Consider the following 20,059-nt stretch of genomic DNA (forward strand, 5'->3'; position numbering starts at 1 on the left):
ATTTACAGATTTCTATGCTCAACAATAATTGGCGGTCATAGCGCTCTGGAGGCACTGTATGGTTGAAGAACAGATTGAGGACATGTATGAGCTCTCACCGATGCAGCGCGGTATGTTGTTTCATACGCTCTATACTCCTAATACTGGAATATATATAGAGCAAGCGCTTTATAGCTTACGGGGAGATCTCAATGAAGCGTTGCTCCAACGGGCGTGGCAATCTATCTTGAGACGCCATGCTGTCCTACGGACTGCATTTGTGTGGGAGGGTCTGGATGAGCCCATCCAGGCAGTATATCAGAAGGTGTTGCTCCCCTGGCAAATTGTAGATAGGTCCAATCTTTCTTCGGCTGAACTTGAGCGTTCCCTCGAAGAGCTTCTCGCTACCGATCGTAGTCGTGGTTTTGACGTTGGACAGGCGCCTCTCTTGCGCATTGTGCTGATTCGTCTGAGCCGTCGCGAGTCCTATATGCTCTTTACTTACCATCATTTGTTGTTGGATGGCTGGTCGCTGGCGGCGATCTTACACGAGGTTCTTGGAACATACGAAGCATATACCCAGGGGCAGGAACCTGTATTGATTGCCAGGCGCCCATACCGTGACTATTTAGCCTGGCTCCGTGAGCAAGATATAACGGCTGCGGAGACATTTTGGAAAACATATTTACAGGGCTTTACGATTCCCACGCCTTTGATGATAGAGCGACAGAGCGAGAGCCGGCAGCGTGGACCAGTTGCGCCACGCTTGCTCACCGACGATACGGAGCCTGACGTAATTTCCTCTCGTCAGCGCCTCCACTTGAGCGGAGGACGACCTGTCACTCTGCAAGGATTCGTCCTTTCTGAAGGAAAGACTGAGGCCTTGCGTCGGTTTGCACGGCAGCACCATTTGACAGTCAATACGCTTATACAAGGGGCATGGTCTTTGCTCCTAAGCCGCTATAGCGGAAATACGGATGTGGTCTTTGGCGCAACGGTAACAGGCCGACCGGTAACGCTGCCGGGCGCAGAGAATATGATCGGCCTCTTTATTAATGCTTTGCCTGTTCGGGTGCAGATCGTTGAGAACCTTTCGTTAATTCCCTGGCTTGCTGATATTCAGGTGCAGCAGGTAGAAATGCGGCAGTATGAGTATAGCCCGCTGGTACAGATTCAAGGCTGGAGCGATGTGCCGCGCGATCAGCCTCTATTTGAGAGCCTGGTAGTTTTTGAAAACTATCCATTGAAGGCGAGCGAGGCGCAGGAGGCTCCAGACGAGTTAGAAGTACGGGCTTTGCAAATGCTTGAGCAGACAAATTACCCATTGGTAGTGGTAGTTGGGCCCTGGAAAGCGCTTGAAATACACCTGGGATATGAGATAGATAGTTTCTCTGCTGCCGCTATTGCCCGTATGCTCGGACACCTGCGTCTCCTGCTTGAGGCCTTTCTAACCCATCCTGAACAGCAGCTTGCTGAGTATTCCCTACTTACCAGGGAGGAACAGCAGCGCGTGCTGCTCGAATGGAATAGAACATCTGTAGATCTTCCTGCTTATGACTCCTGGCCGTATCTCTTCCATGAGCAGGTAAGACGTACGCCACAGGCGCTTGCGCTCTCCTGTGGAGCACAACAATTTAGCTATGAGGAGCTAGAGCGGCAGGCTAATAGAATCGCGCATTATCTTCATAGGAAAGGGGTTGGTCTGGAAACGCGTGTGGCCCTCTGTATGGATCATTCGCCTGAGTTATTTATCGGCTTGCTTGGTATCTTAAAAGCTGGCGCTGCCTACATTCCACTTGACCCTGCTTACCCACAGGCGCGCCTCGCGCTGCTAAGCAATGATGCTCAGTTCTCAGTGGTGCTAACGCGAGAGAAGTTCCGTCCTCTATTTGCAGGTTGTGCAGCGCAAATAGTATGTCTGGATACAGAGCGAGATAGCATTCTTTGTGAGCCTGCGGAGCCGGTAGCTTCGTTCATACGGGCGGATAATGCGGCCTATATGATCTATACCTCTGGCTCAACTGGTACCCCAAAGGGCGTGATATGTACCCATAGAGCTCTGTTAAACCATAGCCTTGCCTGCGCCAGAAGCTATAAACTTCGCGCAAATGACCGCGTTCTCCAGTTTGCCTCATTGAGCTTTGATGTCCTGCTTGAAGAGTGCTTACCATCCTGGTCAATGGGCGCCGCAGTTATCGTACGGCCTGAAGCATTTCCCCCGACGCCGGCGGATTTCTCAACATTTATCAAGGATCAGCGGCTCAGCGTATTGAATATTCCTTCCTCGTACTGGCATGAATGGGTTGCTGATCTTGTGCGCACCCAAACAGAACTTCCTGCGACACTGCGAGCCGTCATTGTGGGAAGTGAACGTGTTCTGCCAGCATATGTGAACAATTGGCGCAGGCTGGTGGGCGAGCGTGTTCTTCTTTATAATGCGTATGGACTTACCGAAACCACTGTTACTGCACTGCTCTCTTATGCCTCTCAAGACCTGCTCAATGGGCAAGTGGTACCTGTGGGGCACCCCATAGATAATGTTGAAGCATACATCTTGGATGAGCGTATGCAGCCTGTAGCCATAGGTCTTGTGGGAGAGCTCTATATCGGTGGCGTTGCCCTGGCGCGCGGATATTTTCAACGTTCAGATCTGACAGCCGAACGTTTTGTGCCACATCCTTTTAAGGCTCAGCCTGGTGCGCGCCTCTATCGGACGGGAGACAGGGCACGCTATCTGGCATCCGGTGAGATTGAAATTCTCGGGCGCCTTGATATGCAAGTCAAACTGCGTGGATTTCGTATTGAGCCCGCTGAGATCGAAGCTGCAATGATTCAATATCCGGGGGTGCGCGAATGTGTCGTAACTGTGCGGGAAGATAAGGGTACCCCGCAACTGATCGCCTATATAGTAGCTCAAGAGCAGGACCCACGCTTCAAGGCCAGGCTCCAGGTATATGCTCAGGAAAAGCTTCCCGCATATATGGTACCTGCAGCGTTTGTGATACTAAGTTCGCTGCCCTATACACCCTCTGGAAAGATCAACATTCGTGGGTTGCCTGCTCCAGAGCGGGAAAAAACCCAGGAACTTGAAGCCTATAATGTGCCACGTACACCACTTGAAGAAGTGCTGGCCAGTATCTGGATGGCGGTCTTGCATCTGGAAAGTGTTGGACGTAACGATCATTTCTTTCGACTTGGTGGTCATTCGCTTCAGGCGACACAAGTCGTCGCCAGGCTGCGCGAGATTCTCCAGCTTGAGTTGCCTGTGCGGGCTATCTATGAGGCGCCGAGCATTGCCAGGCTGGCCATCCGCATTGAGCAATTACGCAAACAAGGCAAAGAGGTAGCTGTACCTCCTCTCAGACATATGGAGCGTCAGGCAGCACTACCGCTCTCGTTTGCTCAGGAGAGGCTCTGGTTTCTCGACCAGCTGCAGCCCGATGCCCCGATTTATACTATCTCTCTCGCGCTGAATCTGAATGGTTCTCTTGACCGCCTGGCACTTGAACGCGCCTTAAACAGGTTAATAGAGCGTCATGAGCCTTTACGAACCGTGATTACCGCTCATGATGGCGTGCCAGTCCAGCATATCGTTGCGCACCTTGAACTGGAGTTACCCTATGCTGATTTGGCAAGGGAAGCAAGCCCACTCGAACGAGAAAGTATGGCCTATCGCCTGATTCAGGAAGAGGTGCGTCGGCCCTTTAATCTGGAACAAGGCCCTCTCGTGCGCGCCAGGCTGTTCTGTCCTGGCAAGGATAAGCATATTTTCCTTTTTATGCTTCATCACATTATCGCTGATGGCTGGTCAATTGATATCCTTCTACAAGATCTAAGTGCGTTGTATAGCGCCGAGAAAGAACAAACGCTGGCAAAGCTTCCTGCTCAGGATTTCCAGTATGCAGATTACGTCCTCTGGCAGCGAGAGTGGCTAGCGGGTGAGCGGCTAGCCGAGCAGCAAGCTTACTGGAGCCAGCAATTGTTAGGTGCTCCACCAACACTTGATTTACCTACTGATCGTCCTCGTCCAACTATACAGACCTATCGCGGTTCGGTGCTCTCATTCGCGTTTACCCCTTCATTGAGTTTGGGGGTGCGGGAAATCAGTCAGGAAGAAGGCGTCACGCCTTTTATGGTACTGCTTGCGGCGCTCCATGTCTTATTCGCCCGTTATACAGGCAGCTATGATATGGTAATTGGCACACCAACCGCCGGACGAGTTCGACAGGAAACTGAGCAAATGGTGGGCCTCTTTCTTAATACGCTTCCCCTGCGCATTAGATCTTCGAGTGAACTTTCTTTTCGTGCGCTACTAGGCTTGGTACGGGAGGTTGCAATTGATGCTTATATGCATCAGGATATACCGTTTGAAAAGCTGGTAGAGGTCCTACAGCCCGAGCGTAGCCAGAGCCATTCACCAATTTTTCAGGTGCTTTTCGTCTTTCAGAATACGCCCCAGAAAAATGCGCACTGGCCAGATCTACAGACGCAGATCGTTGAGATTGGCAGCCATACGGCCAGGTTCGATCTTACCATAGAGATGAGGGAGACGGAGCAGGGGATACAGGGGGCGATTGAATATAATACCGATCTCTTTGAGAGGTCAAGTATTGCTCGCCTGGTAAGCCACCTGCAAATGCTGCTGGGAGAAGCTGTTACCCACCCTGATCTATGGCTGATCGATCTGCCACTATTGACAGATGCAGAACGAAACCGGGTGCTGGTGGCCTGGAATGAGACGCATGTGGAGCATACGTCTGTGCACTGCTTGCATAAGCTGGTTGAGGCGCAAGCAGCGCGTACGCCTGATGCTATAGCAGTAAGCTTTGAGCAGATGCAGCTTAGCTACCAGCAGCTGAATGCGCGAGCCAATCAACTTGCTGGTCTCTTACGCACAAAAGGAGTAGGAGCAGAGGTACCCGTGGGTATCTGCCTGCCACGTTCGCTTGATCTGATCGTAGGCATTCTGGCAGTACTTAAAGCCGGAGGAGCTTATGTTCCTCTTGATCCCAGCTATCCAATGTTGCGCCTGGCCGATCTCCTGCAGGATACAAATGCTCCTGTAATACTGACTAGCGAAGAAGTAAGTCATGTATTGCCACAAGGCCCGAGCCAAACATTGTTTCTTGCAGCGCTCTATGCGCAAATGGCCTCTTTTAGCGAGGAAGATCCAGATTGGGAAGTGCATCCTGATCAGTTGGCCTATATAATCTATACCTCTGGCTCGACAGGACGGCCCAAAGGAGCAATGAATACACATAGAGGAATTTGTAATCGCTTACTCTGGATGCAACAAAGCCATGGGCTTGCTCCTGAAGATAGCGTTGTGCAAAAAACGCCTTTGAGCTTTGATGTCTCTCTCTGGGAGTTTTTCTGGCCTCTTTGTGCTGGAGCTCGCCTGGTAATAGCTATCCCTGAAGGGCATCGCGATACAGATTATCTGACGAAACTAGTCCACGAGGAAGCAATAACAACCATCCACTTTGTACCCTCTATGCTTCAGGCTTTCTTGCAGGAGCCGCGCGTTGTTGCACAGTGCCAGAGCATACGCCAGATCATTTGTAGTGGAGAGGCGTTAGGCCCCGAGTTGCGTGATCGCTGTCTGGATTTGCTTGGGGAGCATGCCTGCCTGTATAACCTGTATGGCCCAACCGAAACGGCAGTGGAAGTTAGCGTCTGGCAATGTACGCTAGCCAGGCAGGAGGCAATTGTCCCGATAGGGACACCCATCGATAATATCCAGTTGTACGTGTTAGATGATTATCTGCAGCCGGTTCCCGTAGGCGTCGGGGGCGAACTCTATATTGGAGGTGTAGGTGTAGGTCGTGGATACTGGCGAAGAGGAGAGATGACCGCTGAGCGTTTTCTGCCAGACCCATTTAGCCAGCAGTTTGGGGCGCGTCTCTATCGAACAGGAGATAGAGCGCGCTGGCGCGGAGATGGGGCTATTGAATATCTGGGACGCGTAGATGAGCAGGTGAAGCTGCGCGGATTTCGAATCGAATTGGGGGAGATTGAAAATGTGCTGGCCTTACATCCGTTGGTGCAGGCAAACTGTGTTATTGTACGAGAAGATACGCCAGGCCGGCAAAACCTTGTAGCATATGTCGTACCAGCGGCGCAAGATCCCTCCCTAACAGCAGAGCTCAAGGATTTCTTACATGCTCGTTTGCCCGTTTATATGGTTCCGGCTCTCTATGAATATATAGAAGCCCTGCCGCTGACTCAGAGTGGCAAGCTAGATCGTCGCGCTTTGCCTAAGCCAAAGGAGCGGGCAGCCACTGGACAAGATAGCGTAGGAACGCTGAGCCAGATAGAGGAACTGCTCACAAGTATCTGGTCTGGAATGCTGCAAGTAGAGCATATAAGTATTCACGATAACTTTTTTGAGATAGGTGGCCATTCGCTCTTAGCCACGAGGGTTATCTCTCGTATACGAGAGATATTTCGTATTGAGATACCCCTGCGCGTGCTTTTTGAGGCCCCAACCATCGCAGAGCTTGCGCAAAAAATCGAGGAGATTCGACAAGAAGGAACGCCAGATGTAGGGATGTCGCCAGTATATAGGAATCAACCGCGCCCAGCACAAATCCCGCTCTCCTTTGCCCAGGAACGCCTCTGGTTCCTCAGCGAGCTTGAGCCAAAGAGCCCTGCATATAATATTCCCTTTGCCTTAAGACTGCGTGGTCAGTTGCGCATTAGTGCGCTTGAAGCCTCCTTCAACGCGTTAGTCGAGCGCCACGAGATTCTACGTACGGCGCTGAAAACCCAGGAAGGCATGCCATTTCAGGTCATCAGCCCTGAATTCACCTTTAACATACCGGTTATTACCCTCGAAGCTACCACATCCGAGGGGCAAGAGCACGAGATCTATGCTCTGGCTATGGAAGAAGCGCGGAGCCCATTCGATTTCACGCGGTCAACTCTGGTGCGTGTAAAGCTTCTACGGCGCAACCAGTATGAGCATATTCTGCTCCTGACGCTGCACCACTGTATTGCCGATGCCTGGTCGATTGGTATTCTGGCCCAAGAATTGAGCGAGCTCTACAATGCTACGTTGGAGGAGAGAGAGGCACAATTACCAGCCTTAGCGCTTCAATATGCCGATTATGCCCTCTGGCAGCGTGAATGGCTACAAGGAACTGTATTAGAGCAGCAGTTAGCTTACTGGCGTTCCCTGCTTGGAGATGCTCCCCTTGTGTTAGAACTTCCTCTCGATTATCCTCGCCCTGCGCTTCAAGTGCTAGAAGGAGCAGGCTGTGCAATAAATTTATCGGAAGCGCTTACTGGGCGTCTCAAGAGTATAAGTGTCAAGGAAGGCGTGACACTATTTATGACCTTGCTCGCGGCCTTTCAAGTACTTCTCCTAAGATATACGGGGCAGGAAGATCTTATCATAGGGACGCCGGTTGCCGGCCGGACCCGGCACGACACTGAGGATCTGATTGGCTGTTTCGTGAATACACTGCCTTTACGCGTCAGCCTGGCCGGAGACCCTTCCTTTGGTGCGCTCCTGGCTCGCGTTCGGGAAAGCTGTCTTGAAAGTTTTCGCCATCAGGAGCTTCCTTTTGAGCGTATTGTAGAGGCGGTCCAGCCTGCGCGTAGTATGAGTCATCATCCCCTCTTCCAGGTCATGTTCAGCCTGCAAAATGCGCCCGCAGGTGATCTCCATCTTGCCGGCTTGAATGTAGAAGCGCTTACCCTTAGCAATCCTACAACTAAGTTTGATCTCACGCTTGTTCTTGCCGAAGCGCCTGAAGGATTAAACGGCATACTTGAGTACAATACCCATCTTTTCGCACGCTCAACGATTGAGAATATTGCCAGACATTTTGTGTCTCTGCTAGAAGAGATCGCGTTAGCTGTAGACAAGCCTGTTTCCTCTTATGCCCTTATGACAAAGGAGGAGCAACAAAGCCTGCTAGAAGAGGCAAGAGGACCTGATAACCAGCTAGCCGCTGAATGTAGCCTGCCACGGCTCATCAGCAGACAGGCAAGACGTTCGCCTGAAGCTGTGGCGGTTGTAGCAGGAAAGCAGCAGCTCACTTATGCTGAGCTAGAACAGCGTTCCAACCAGCTTGCCAGAACCCTGCGCAGGCATGGTATCCGTATGGAATCGCGGGTGGCCCTCTGTATGGAGCGCTCCCTTGATCTTTTGCCCGCGCTGCTTGGCGTGTTGAAAGCCGGAGGCGTCTATGTTCCGCTTGATCCCGGGTTGCCAGAAGAGCGGCTTCAGTTTCAAGTGCATGACGCACAGGTAGAAGTATTGATTACACAAAAGCATTTATCCTCGCGCTTTGCAGCCTTGCAATGTTCGAAGCTCTATATTGATGAGCCAGAAGCAGACTGGCGCACGACATCAGAGGAGCCCTTAGCTGATCTACTGCGGGCAGAGCAGCTTGCCTATCTGATCTACACATCTGGCTCTACCGGCCAGCCCAAGGCTGTCATGGTCACGCATGCGGGCCTGGCGAATTATCTAATGAGTGCGGCGGAGATGTATTGCGTTGCTGAAGGCAATGGGGTTCCGCTTCACTCTTCTATCAGCTTTGATCTGGCTGTGACCAGCCTGTTCACGCCTTTACTTGTAGGGCAGCGTGTCATCTTGTTAGCAGAAAAACCGAGCATAGAAGTGTTGAGTGAGGCCCTGGCACAGCAGCAGAATTGGAGCCTGCTCAAACTAACGCCCGGGCACCTGATTGCGCTCGCTAATCTGCTGTCTCGTGAACAATTGGCGGCAAGTACCGGTGTGCTGGTTGTTGGGGGAGAAGCGCTGAGGAGCGAACAGCTTGTTTCCTGGCGAGAGGCCGCACCTCATATAAAGCTCTATAACGAGTATGGTCCAACAGAGACAGTGGTAGGCTGCTGCGTATATGGACTGCCTCTTAACCAGCTTCCGCAAGGGGCTATACCTATAGGTCGTCCACTTGCCAACACACAGCTGTATGTCCTTGACCGGCAGGGAAATCTATTGCCACCTGGTGCCATTGGGGAGCTCTATATAGGTGGGGTAGGAGTCGCGCGCGGCTATCAAAATAGAGCCGATCTAACTGCCGAGCGCTTTGTGCCAGATCCATATAGCGGAAACCCGGGTGCCAGGCTCTATAAAACTGGCGATGTGGTACGAAGGTTGCCAGATGGCAATCTGCTCTACCTGGGGCGTAACGACCAGCAAGTTAAGATCCGTGGATATCGTGTTGAGCTGGGCGAGATTGAAAGCCTGCTCTTGCGCCATCCGGCAATACAAGAGGCCCTGGTATGTACGCGGGCGAATACTGCCGATGAGCATTTGCTTGTGGCATATTGTGTTCCTACCGCGCACAAGACTGTTTCCAGCCAGGAGATACAAGCCTATCTTCGTGACTACCTACCTGACTATATGTTACCAGCAACCTATATCTCTCTAGAAGCGCTGCCGTTAACGCCAGGTGGCAAGATCGATCAACAGGCCCTGCCAGCCCCTATCTTTGTTGAGAATGCGCAATATGAGGCACCTGCGACATATGTTGAAGAAGTATTAGCTACGAGTTGGTCACAAGTGCTCCATAGAGAGCGCATTGGCCGTCATGACAACTTCTTTGCTCTGGGTGGGCAATCGCTTCTGGCAACCCAGATCATCTCGCACGTACGCAAATTGCTACAAGTAGAGATACCGCTACGTCTGCTATTTGAAAATCCGACGATTGCGAGCCTGGCTGATGCCATTGTGCAGTTAACATTTGCCGAGACGGAAAGTGCTGAGTTACAGCAAATGCTCGCCCAACTAGACGAATTGGAAGCAGAGTAGAGATGGCTTTCGGCGCATCTGAGACCATAGGCAGCAAGGAAAGGAAAAAGAGTGAGTACTGAACAACCCCTGAAGCGGCTCGCGGATTTAACGCCTCAACAACGTGCCCTTCTCTTTCAGCGCCTGAAAGAGAAGCAGAAACAAAGCAAGCAATCTGAGGAAGAAACCATTCCTCGCCAGGATCGAACAGAAACTCATTTTCCTCTCTCCTATGCGCAACAGCGACTCTGGTTTCTCAACATCTTTGAAGCAGATAGTACCCTATACAATATGCCTCTTGCGTTCCGTATGCAGGGCTTTTTACGGCTGAATGTGCTCAAGCGCGTTCTTGATACGCTAGTTGCTCGTCATGAAGGGCTGCGTACAACTTTTATTGAACGCGAGGGAGAGCCTTTTCAGGTAATCGCCGGGCATGGGGTGCCAGCTTTAAGCATCATCGATTTGCGGGGAATCGCCAGTACCGAGCTTGAAGAGGTTGCCCACAAGTTGATATGGGAGGAAGCAAACCTACCTTTCAACCTTAGAAGTGGACCCCTATTGCGCACAAAAGTGCTCTACTTAGCCGAGCAAGAGTACATCTTGCTTATCACGATGCACCATATTATTTCGGATGGTTGGTCCAACTCAATTTTGCAACGAGAGCTCTTTACATTACTCGAAGCATATATGCACGATCTCCCGGTACAGTTACCAGCGCTAGAGATCCAGTATGTTGATTTTGCCGTGTGGCAAAGGGCCTGGCTACAAGGAGAGCGCTTGGAGCGTCACCTGAATTACTGGAAAGAGCAGTTAGCAGACATTCCTATGCTGCAGCTCCCCTATGATCGCCCCAGGCCGCTTGAACAAACCTTCGCGGGGGCAGCCCAATCGCTCATTATAGAGGAGGAGATTCTGGCTCCACTGCAGGAGCTGGGCCAGCAGGAAGGGGCAACCCTATTTATGGTCTTGCTCGCTGCGTTCAACGTTCTTCTCTATCACTATACCGCGCAGGAGATCATTCCAGTTGGCTCACTTATCGCTAATCGTAACCGAGCTGAGATTGAGGGATTGATAGGCTTTTTTGTCAATACCCTTGTGCTTCGTGGCAATATGGCGGGCAATCCAACTTTTCGTGAATTGGTGCAACGCACCCGTGAGGTTTGTTTTGCTGCATACGCACATCAGGATTTGCCCTTTGAACAACTTGTTGAAGCCTTGCATCCGCAGCGCGATCTTAGCCACTCTCCCCTTTTCCAGGTCCTCTTTACCTTCCAGAATACTCCAACCTCTATTATGCAGGAAACTGATCTTGTTGTGCAGCCTATAGAGACTGGCACTGAAACTTCTAAATTTGATCTTTCTCTCTTCTTAACTGAGCATGCGCGAGGCTTATGTGCAGAAATTGAGTATAATACTGATCTTTTTGATGCTGAAACCATCAAGGATATGCTGGCTCGCTTTCAGCTAGTGCTTAGCCAAATTGGCGCTGATCCCGAGATCCATCCTGGTGCCATAACTTTGCTCACGGCTGAAGAGCGGAAACTGGTGTTGGGCTGGAACGAGACAGGTAGAATATATCCGGCAACTACATGTATTCATCAGTTGTTTGAGAGATGTGTGGAGCAAAGGCCTGGGGCAATTGCTGTGCGCTCTGGCGAGCAGTGCTTGACGTATCAGGAACTTGAGGAGCAGGCGAACAGACTTGCTCATTATCTGCATAGAGATCTCCATGTCGGACAAGAAACCTGCATCGGCCTCTGCATAGAGCGTTCTCCCGCAATGCTTGTGGCCTTACTGGGAATCCTCAAGGCTGGCTGCGCCTATATTCCGCTTGATCCTGATTATCCCAGATCGCGCATTGCCTATATGTTAGAAGATGCCCATATACAGCTTATTCTCACTCAGGAAAGGCTTGAGGAACGCTTCGCAGGTCAGCAGGCTAGAATTATTTGCCTTGATAGGGTGCAGGAGCAGCTGGCAGCAAAATCAACTGTGCGCCTTGCTCTTCCTATAGATTCGCGTAACCTGGCATATATAATTTACACATCAGGCTCTACAGGTCAGCCCAAAGGTGTGCAGATCTCCCATGCCAATGTTGTCAATTTTCTTCATTCTATGCGTATGGCGCCTGGATTGCACGCGCATGATGTGCTACTTGCTGTGACGAGCCTCTCGTTTGATATTGCGGGCCTGGAACTGTATCTACCGCTTATGGTAGGCGCCTGCATAGTACTGGCCGAGCGTAGCCAGAGTACAGATGGTCTGGCACTGATGCAGCTGCTAGAAAGATATAAAGTAACAATCGTGCAAGCAACGCCTTCAACCTGGCGTCTCTTGATCGATTCCGGCTGGCAGGGGAACAAGCAATTAGTCATCCTCTGTGGAGGCGAGGCCCTGCCGCCGGATCTGGCAAACCTGCTCCTTTGCCGGTGTAAGGAACTGTGGAATATGTATGGTCCAACGGAAACGACGATCTGGTCGGCCATACAGCGGATCAAAGCTGCTAGCTCCTTTATTCCTCTTGGCACCCCCATTGCCAACACACAAATTTATATACTTAACAGACATTTTAGTCAGGTCCCGCCTGGAATACCGGGTGAGCTTTATATTGGTGGAGATGGGCTAAGCCGTGGGTATTTGCAAAGAGCTGACTTAACCGCAGAACGCTTCTTGCCAGATCCTTTCGGCCCAGAGCCTGGAAGGCGTCTCTATAAAACTGGAGATCTAGCCATGTATAAGCCTGATGGCACGCTCAAGTTTTTGGGGCGCATCGACCAGCAAGTGAAAGTACGCGGCTATCGGATCGAACTCCAGGAGATAGAGAGTATTCTTGCCCAACATCCCGGGGTAAATGAAAGTGTCGTCATTGTGCGAGAAGATACGCCAGGCGATAAACGCCTGGTGGCATATGTAGTGTCCGAAGAGCTTTATCAGGGAGAGGCCGCTGAAAATAGCTGGCAGAAAGAACAAGTGACACAGTGGCAGGAGGTGTGGGATACTACCTATAGCGAAGAAAGTGTAGTAGAACATGATCCTCGCTTCAATCTAAGCGGCTGGAAGAGCAGCTATAGCCACGAGCCAATTCCTGCTGAGGAAATGCAAGAGTGGGTAGATCAGACAGTCGAACGTATCCTTGTCAATCAGCCTGTGCGGCTTTTGGAGATCGGCTGCGGCACCGGGCTATTGCTCTATCGGATTGCTCCTCATTGTGAGTTCTATTGTGGTACCGATTTCTCGCCGCAAGTGCTAGGCAAGCTGCGACAACAAGTAGAGAAATCAGGGCTTTCGCATGTGCAGTTACTAGAGGGCAGTGCTGATGATCTGGCGCAGTTTGCTCCTGGCTCATTTGATACCATCGTTCTCAATTCGGTAGCGCAGTATTTTCCTTCTATCACCTATTTCATACAGGTAGTAGAAAACATGTTACGCCTGGTTGCTCCGGGAGGGCGTATATTTCTGGGAGACCTGCGCAATCGGCAGGTCCTGGAGGCCTTTCACGCTTCTGTCCAGGCTCACCGGGCTGCTGAGGGGATGCCAGCGAGCGAGCTGTTTCGTATAGTCATGGAGCGGGTGGACGAGGAGGAAGAATTAACGATTGATCCTGCCTTATTCCGACGATTGCCAAATGCTCTGCCGGGAATATGCCGCGTCGATTGTCAGCTCAAACGCGGGAAGGCGCGCAATGAGCTTACGATGTATCGCTATGATGTGACGCTCCATATTGGTGATCAGTTACCACATCTTGCTCCTGAGCGAGTGACGAACTGGCAAGAGAATGGCTTGAGCCTGGAGAGCGTGATTAGGGAACTGAGCAGGGGACGGGTGAAGACATGGTTACTTACAGATGTTCCCAATGCGCGTTTGAGGGAGCAGATCAGTTTACTCATGGCTTTACAAGGTGAGGATGGGCCAGAAACGGTAGGGGATTTGCGGCGCACTGTCGCGGCGGAACTGGCGCAGATAGGTGAAGGAATAGAGCCTGAATGCTTCTGGCAGCTGGGTGAAAGCTTGCCCTATAGGGTAGAGATTAGCTGGCCGTATTCGGGAAGGCAGGATACCTATGATGTCTTGCTGGTGCAAGAGGATATTATAGATCTTATAGTTAGCCCCGAGCTCAGGGTTAGTGAAGCCGAACTGGAAGAGATATCAGAAAAGGTCTGGCATAAATATGCCAATAATCCCTTGCGGAATTTGCTGCCCCGCAAGTTAATACCTGAACTGCGTATGCACCTCAAAGAACGCTTGCCCGAGTATATGCTACCGGCAACTTTTGTCTTACTCAATAAGTTTCCGCTGACTCCCAATGGAAAGATTGACAGGCGTGCGCTCCCAGTACCAGGGCAGCAGAGACCTGAGTTGGAGGCTGTGTATGTAGCACCGCGCACGCAGCAAGAGCAGGAGCTTGCGAAAATATGGGCCCAGGTTCTGGGGTTGGAACGTGTTGGGATCTATGATAATTTCTTCGAACTAGGTGGTAATTCGCTGCTCATTATTCGTGTAGTGGCCCAGGCGAATAAGATAGGCTTACAGATAACGGCTAAACAGCTATTCCAGAGACAGACAATTGCCGAACTGGCACAGCTAGTCGGCTCAACGCAAATCGTGGCAGAACAAGGATTGATAAGCGGTCGGGTTATCTCAGCCCCTGGACAGCGTTATGTTCTTAACCCTGAAGTGCATCATCCTGAATACTACAATCTGGCATATGCTATTTACTCTGAAGGGTCTTTTCATCCTACATGGGTAAAAGAAACAACAAAGGCCCTCTACAGTTACCACGATGCTTTACGTATTCGCAGAGTGAAAACGCATGAGGGATATGTTTTAGCGAGCGTTGAACCGGAGGAGGATATTCCTTTCTATTATAGAGATCTCTCAGATGAAGAGAGCGAGGGAAAGGTTGAGGGAAAGATAAGGCAGGATTTGCAGGACTTGCAAACAGCATTTGACCTGGAAAATGGACCACTGTTTAAGGTCGTGCTGTTTGATGGTAAAGATAAGTACCAGAGCATCCTCTTGCTTATGGCTCACTATCTTGTCGCAGATATAGAATCCTGGCAAATCTTGGTTGGGGATTTCCTGACGTGGTATCAAAAATACCTGCTGCAGGAACATATATCATACCCGCCCAAGCCAACGGCGTTTAAACAATGGACAGAACGCCTTCAGCAGTACGCTCTATCCAAAAAAGCTTGCGAAGAATATTCCTACTGGCTGGCAGCACAGAGCCGGCAGCCAGGACGATTGCCACGTGATTATCCTGAAGGCATCAATACGATAAGCTCGTCACGCACTTTTGAGGTAGGATTGACGGAGGATGAGACAAATTTAGTGCTCCAGGAAGTTGTGCCCGCCTATGCTGCTCAGATGGATGCCATCTTGCTAACGGCGCTGGCCTGGGCATTTCGTGAGTGGACAAGGCAGGATACGCTTCTGGTTCGCCTCTTCAGCCATGGCCGTGAGCCGCTTTTTGACGATATGGACGTTTCGCGAACTGTGGGTGCCTTTGGTACTGACTTCCCCTTTCTCGTTGATATTACAGCCAGGTCTGAACATATTGGAGCCTTAAAAGTGGTGAGGGAACAGCTTTTGCGTATCCCTCACCATGGCATTGTTTATGGTGTGCTTCGGACCTATGGAGAAGGTCACGAAGCCGAACTATTGCGCACGTTACCCGGACCGGAAATTGTTGTCAACTACATTGGCGAGAATTTTGCTGATCCTTCCCAACCATTATTCCAGGTAGAGGGACCAATAAGTGGTCACTATCGGGACTTTGAGTCAGATCGGACATATATCTTCCAAATAACCGGTCGTATTCATAATAAGAAACTTACCATTCAATGGGATTATAGTGAGAATCTCTATGCCCGTACTACTGTCGAGGGACTAGCTCATGCGACAATTCAGGCGCTCAGAGCTCTTCTGGCTGGTAGCCAAACCAGATGAGCTCAGGGTAGCGCATCAAGTAGTCTTCTGGGGCATAGGATGAGCCTTGAAGAAGTTCCATATCACGAGGGAGGTTGGCTGCTTCCCAATTGTTGCAGGGATGCTATGGCCTCCGCCTTCAATGCGATAATGCATTACCGTAGCGTTTTGCTGACAGTTGGTCCATTGTAGGCCCGTTGTGTCAGAGTCTTGAAAAAATTGCTGAGGGCCCTTTGTGCAGCCATTACGCGTAGCCCAGGCCTGAAGCCAATCGTGAACAGAGGGTAGCGGCCATTGAGGATTAGTTTCGGGAGAGATCCCGTTATAAGGCACAATAGGATCTTGACTACCATGAATCTCAAGGATAGGGACTGGTCGCCCAGGCTTGCAGCCTCCTTGAACATCATAATAATTGCCTGCAATAGGGGCAACAGCGGCGATGCGGTGTGCGAGCTTACAGGCTACAAAGCCGCTCATTCCGCCACCGTTCGAAAAGCCAGTCGCGTAGATTCGCTGCGTATCAACGCAGAAGTCATGCTCTAACTTATTGAGCATATCATTCATAAAGAGCGTTTCGTCGATATTATAATCTAGCGGCCCGATGCTAGCCCAGAAAGGCAGGTGATCATCATCTAGTAATCCTTGAGGATAGACAGCGAGAAATTGCTCACTGTCGGCCAGTTGTGAAAAGCCAGTGCTCTGCTCAGCATTAGCGGCATCGCCACCGTGACCATGAAAAACAATCACTACTGGTAAGGCTGTTTTTCCTGTATACGAAGAAGGGAGATGCACCAGATAGGAGCGTGTATGCTCTCCACGTGAAGCCTGCGGATGGGCTGATACAACTTGGTTCTGGGTTGTTCCAGGTTGAATAGGTGAGGCTTTGTTACAATCTACGTTGGCACTCATTGGTGAAGCGGTAGGAGTTGCAGTTGTTGGGGTAGGTATCTTAGCGGCAGATGGATGAGCAGAAGAAGTAGATTGCGGAGCAAGCATACTACAGCTCCCTAACGCTGCAGCGCAGCATAAAATAACCATGAAAAGGATACCTGAATTTCGATAGGAGCGTACTTGATGCATTTCTCTTTTCCTTACCTTGTCCTCTCTGTGCAGAGGGCACGCATCTATAAACGCAATAATAGTAATAATACAATATAAAGGTAAGAGAAAGCAAATATTGTAATATTTAATAAAAAAATTATGGCTGACAAAGATTGTAAAAAAAGTTTTAGATAAATTAACTGGAATTAAATGATATCAACATGAAGAAGATATAAAGCTAAAGCGTTACTTTGAAAAATTATTTATTGCGTTATATAATAAAAGATATGCAACACATGATATAATGATGATAGATAATGAGAGGAGGTGAAATTGATATTACCGGAGTTAATTTAAAGGATTGTACGTGCCCTGAGGAGCCATATAATCCTCTCGCGGTAGTATGAAAGAAAACCAAACCGTGCAAGACCTGTAGCAAACTTGAATGGAGAAATGGCATGCGTCGCCGAGAAACTTACCACTACAAATAGCGGTTCGCTCGGATAGGTAGCGCTATGGCTATTCCGATGACCTCCATTCTCTTAGGTGCCAAATATTTTTGCCCTTGTTGAATGATACTTGTGCCAAAGGAAAGGAAGCTTAATCTATGCTCAGGGACGAAGAAGATACGAGAATCTACAAAGTTGTCGTCAATCATGAAGAACAGTACTCCATCTGGTTTGCCGATCGAGAACTCCCTTTGGGCTGGCGCGAGGTGGGCAAGCAGGGGCTCAAGAGCGAGTGCCTTGCCTATATTAAAGAGGTGTGGACCGATATGCGCCCGCTCTCTTTGCGCCAACATATGGAGAAAGTTGCCTCACAGCAAGTTGCCTCTGAGACGGAGGAACAATCCTCGTGAGAAAGTATTGTAAAGCCTACTTACTCAAGGATCTCCGCCGATTTGCTGGCTGGAAGGAGCCACAGGAGCTGGAGGGGGAGGCGCTCACCGATGAGTCGGTTGTCTATATATGGGATGATTTCACGGTGGTCAGGAGTCCGGTTGTGCCAGAGAAGGGCGTGATCTGGGATCAGGTGACGCAAGCGTGGCGCGAGTTCTGCCAGGATGAATTGCACTTTGAGATCCCACAAGATCTCCGCTCAGAGGCAGCGCATACCACGCAGGCTCCCTAAGGCGTCTGCAGATTTGCTTGAGACAAAAGCAGGCGAGCGCAATTTCGGTAAGAGAAAGGAAAGAACAGCATGGATGAACTGGTCAGCCGACTTTCGCAAGGAGTGCATCCCGTGACGGTGGGAGGTCCTCGCCCTTCATTGCAAGAGTTTGAGCAGCGCATAAATGAGATGGGCTATGTTTTTATCAAATTTACGGGGACACGTGGGGGCACGGATCTGGGCGTGAGGGTCGATCGAGAGCAACGGATCTCAGCCAGGCTGATTTCGCACAGGGCCAAGGAGTGGCGCATGTCGAGGGCAGCCTCACGCTCAATTATGAGAAAGTGCGCTGTGTGGCAGATATTGATCTCAGCACGTGCAAGGGAAGCGGGCATCTGGTCTTTCTAGATCAGGTACATCCTTGATCTTGCCCACGCCAGGGACGAGGCTCTATCCCCAGATTAGAGCCAGGGCGACGTTGAACGCGCTAAGAAGATTCCACATGCCCTATTTTCCCTCGCGGTGCTGCTCGACCTATCCAGCTTGAGCTTTCCCCATTTGAAAGAGTCGGGGAATGTGAAATGTTCAGGACTCGATCAAATGGGGTCAAGCAGATGCGCATAATGAAGCCTGAGGTGAGGCGCGTGTGTCATGCTGGCTCGGCTCGTGCGATTGTGGCAGGATTGTGAAGCCAAAAACCGTCCTGAACCAGTTGCGTGTTGAGGTTATTATGGACATCGGTATGACTCTGACAGAGGAGATGTTGTTTGAAGAGCGCCAGAGGAATCATGAATCCGCCGCTTGCCGAATATCACGTTCCGTTCATCTAGATTTCCTGTCAGGACATCCAGGTTCTCTCTTGATATTTCTGTTCGTTAGCTGATATTAGCTAGAGCTGCTTTCGAATAACATTGGTCACCTGCAGCCAAACCATATCACGCTCTGTCTGGCTCATGGCTTGTAACGGACGGGTTGGATTATTGACAGGCTGGAAATCTGCCAGTTCGGAATTCAAAAAAGAGCTGTGACGAGCAATAACACATAAAATAGTCAGGCACTCAAGTTTGGCTTGCTCAATGAAATAAGGTAACTCATGTTTAGCAATAAAATCAGATGCAAAAAACTCAGAGCTGATGAGCAAAATTGCTATAGTTGCTGACTGCAAAGCTTTACGAATTTCTTCTTGCCGTCTCACTCCCGGAGGAATTGCCAAATCGTCCCAGATATGTATCTTGCCATCACGCACAAGAGGCCCTAAATGCGTTTTTAGCTCGCTCAGAAAACGTTTGTCTTTGCTTTCACTGCCAGCGCTAATAAAAATATTGGTACCAACACTCGTCTGCAGCTTTGCCCTGGCTGGCGATTGATCTACCTGTTCGGCTGCTTTATATGCTGACGCGGCGGCGGAAGCTGTGCAGAGGTCATTAAAACTGATGTGTAAATATTCCAATGCCAGACGATTGAGTTGCTCCAGAACACGGGCGCGGTCGGAACGGATCTGCTCATTTGTTCCATAGAGCCGTTCACTCTGCAAATTCTCCTGGAGCCGAAGCTCAGCCAAAAGAAATTCTTGGTAACAAGCTGCATTCTGTAAGCGCTTTCTCATTTGGGCAAGACAAGCTTCATAGTCCAGCATAATTTTCTCCCGATTCAGGGCAAAGGCTAACATTTACACTATCTTTTAGCGAGCGCCAGTTATGCCGATGAGGAAATTTCAAACTATCTCTTGTTAAGAGTAAACGCATGGAGCATTCTATATTAGAATATACATAATAGATATAATTTACGTAAATTGCAACTTTTGTTATTAAGGCTTGCCAGATTTTACTTACAGGGAGACGAAATATTTGAAAATACATAGGTTATATGATATATTTTCGCATATAAAACCTTTAACATTATACAAGAAAATAAGCGGGGAAGCAAGCAATGAGAGAAATACCCCCTTCAAAAGGTGTAAAGCTTGTAGAAAGTACTAAAATGTTAAATTTCATACATTGGTTAGAGACCTATTATCCCGATGTACGAACTCTACGTGACATCAATCATAATTTACTGAAGCTACTCGTGGCCGAATTTGAGCAGGAGAGAGAAGACTTTGACCATGATTCATATGAATCATGGCAAAAAAGCGTGCAGGAGATGTTACAAGGAAACAAACTCTATCAAGCTGCGAAAGTACGGATGGAAGAATGATACATGCTTAACTTCTTGGGACGTCTCCATCTACTAAAA

The 20,059-nt window shown here is 49.8% G+C and carries 8 protein-coding genes; 6 read left to right on the forward strand and 2 right to left on the reverse strand.

What is annotated here, in order from left to right:
* Window positions 1-58: 58 nt before the first annotated feature.
* Window positions 59-9,766: a non-ribosomal peptide synthetase gene (locus EPA93_RS46000; RefSeq protein WP_129893998.1), complete on the forward strand. Its 9,708-nt coding sequence runs from the start codon at window positions 59-61 to the stop codon at window positions 9,764-9,766.
* 51 nt (window positions 9,767-9,817) lie between these two features.
* Entirely contained in the window at window positions 9,818-15,694 is a 5,877-nt protein-coding gene (locus EPA93_RS46005; RefSeq protein WP_129893999.1) for a non-ribosomal peptide synthetase, read from the forward strand.
* A 15-nt stretch (window positions 15,695-15,709) separates the two neighbouring features.
* Here the strand turns inward: EPA93_RS46005 and EPA93_RS46010 are convergent, their stop codons facing one another.
* The gene (locus EPA93_RS46010; RefSeq protein ID WP_165423844.1) at window positions 15,710-16,669 is read right to left on the reverse strand and encodes a CE1 family esterase; all 960 of its coding nucleotides are present in this window, start codon (window positions 16,667-16,669) and stop codon (window positions 15,710-15,712) included.
* A 652-nt stretch (window positions 16,670-17,321) separates the two neighbouring features.
* On the opposite strand from EPA93_RS46010, the gene EPA93_RS46015 reads away from it, so the two are divergent.
* From EPA93_RS46015 to EPA93_RS46025, 3 genes are all read left to right on the forward strand, one after another.
* Window positions 17,322-17,573, forward strand: a complete 252-nt coding sequence (locus EPA93_RS46015) for an MbtH family protein (RefSeq protein WP_129894001.1) — start codon at window positions 17,322-17,324, stop codon at window positions 17,571-17,573.
* Window positions 17,570-17,845: a hypothetical protein gene (locus EPA93_RS46020; protein WP_129894002.1), complete on the forward strand. Its 276-nt coding sequence runs from the start codon at window positions 17,570-17,572 to the stop codon at window positions 17,843-17,845. The genes EPA93_RS46015 and EPA93_RS46020 overlap by 4 nt, the downstream gene beginning before the upstream one ends.
* A 69-nt stretch (window positions 17,846-17,914) precedes the next feature.
* On the forward strand, window positions 17,915-18,232 hold the full coding sequence (locus EPA93_RS46025) for a hypothetical protein (protein ID WP_207229377.1): 318 nt from the start codon (window positions 17,915-17,917) through the stop codon (window positions 18,230-18,232).
* Between the two features lie 481 nt (window positions 18,233-18,713).
* Here EPA93_RS46025 and EPA93_RS46030 read toward each other — a convergent pair whose 3' ends face one another.
* Window positions 18,714-19,493 carry a TIR domain-containing protein gene (locus EPA93_RS46030; protein ID WP_129894003.1) on the reverse strand — a complete coding sequence of 260 codons (780 nt, stop codon included), beginning with the start codon at window positions 19,491-19,493 and terminating at the stop codon, window positions 18,714-18,716.
* Between the two features lie 260 nt (window positions 19,494-19,753).
* On the opposite strand from EPA93_RS46030, the gene EPA93_RS46035 reads away from it, so the two are divergent.
* The gene (locus tag EPA93_RS46035; RefSeq protein WP_129894004.1) at window positions 19,754-20,020 is read left to right on the forward strand and encodes a hypothetical protein; all 267 of its coding nucleotides are present in this window, start codon (window positions 19,754-19,756) and stop codon (window positions 20,018-20,020) included.
* Window positions 20,021-20,059: the final 39 nt, after the last annotated feature.

Origin of the sequence: Ktedonosporobacter rubrisoli (genome assembly GCF_004208415.1) — a bacterium.
Taxonomy (GTDB): domain Bacteria; phylum Chloroflexota; class Ktedonobacteria; order Ktedonobacterales; family Ktedonobacteraceae; genus Ktedonosporobacter; species Ktedonosporobacter rubrisoli.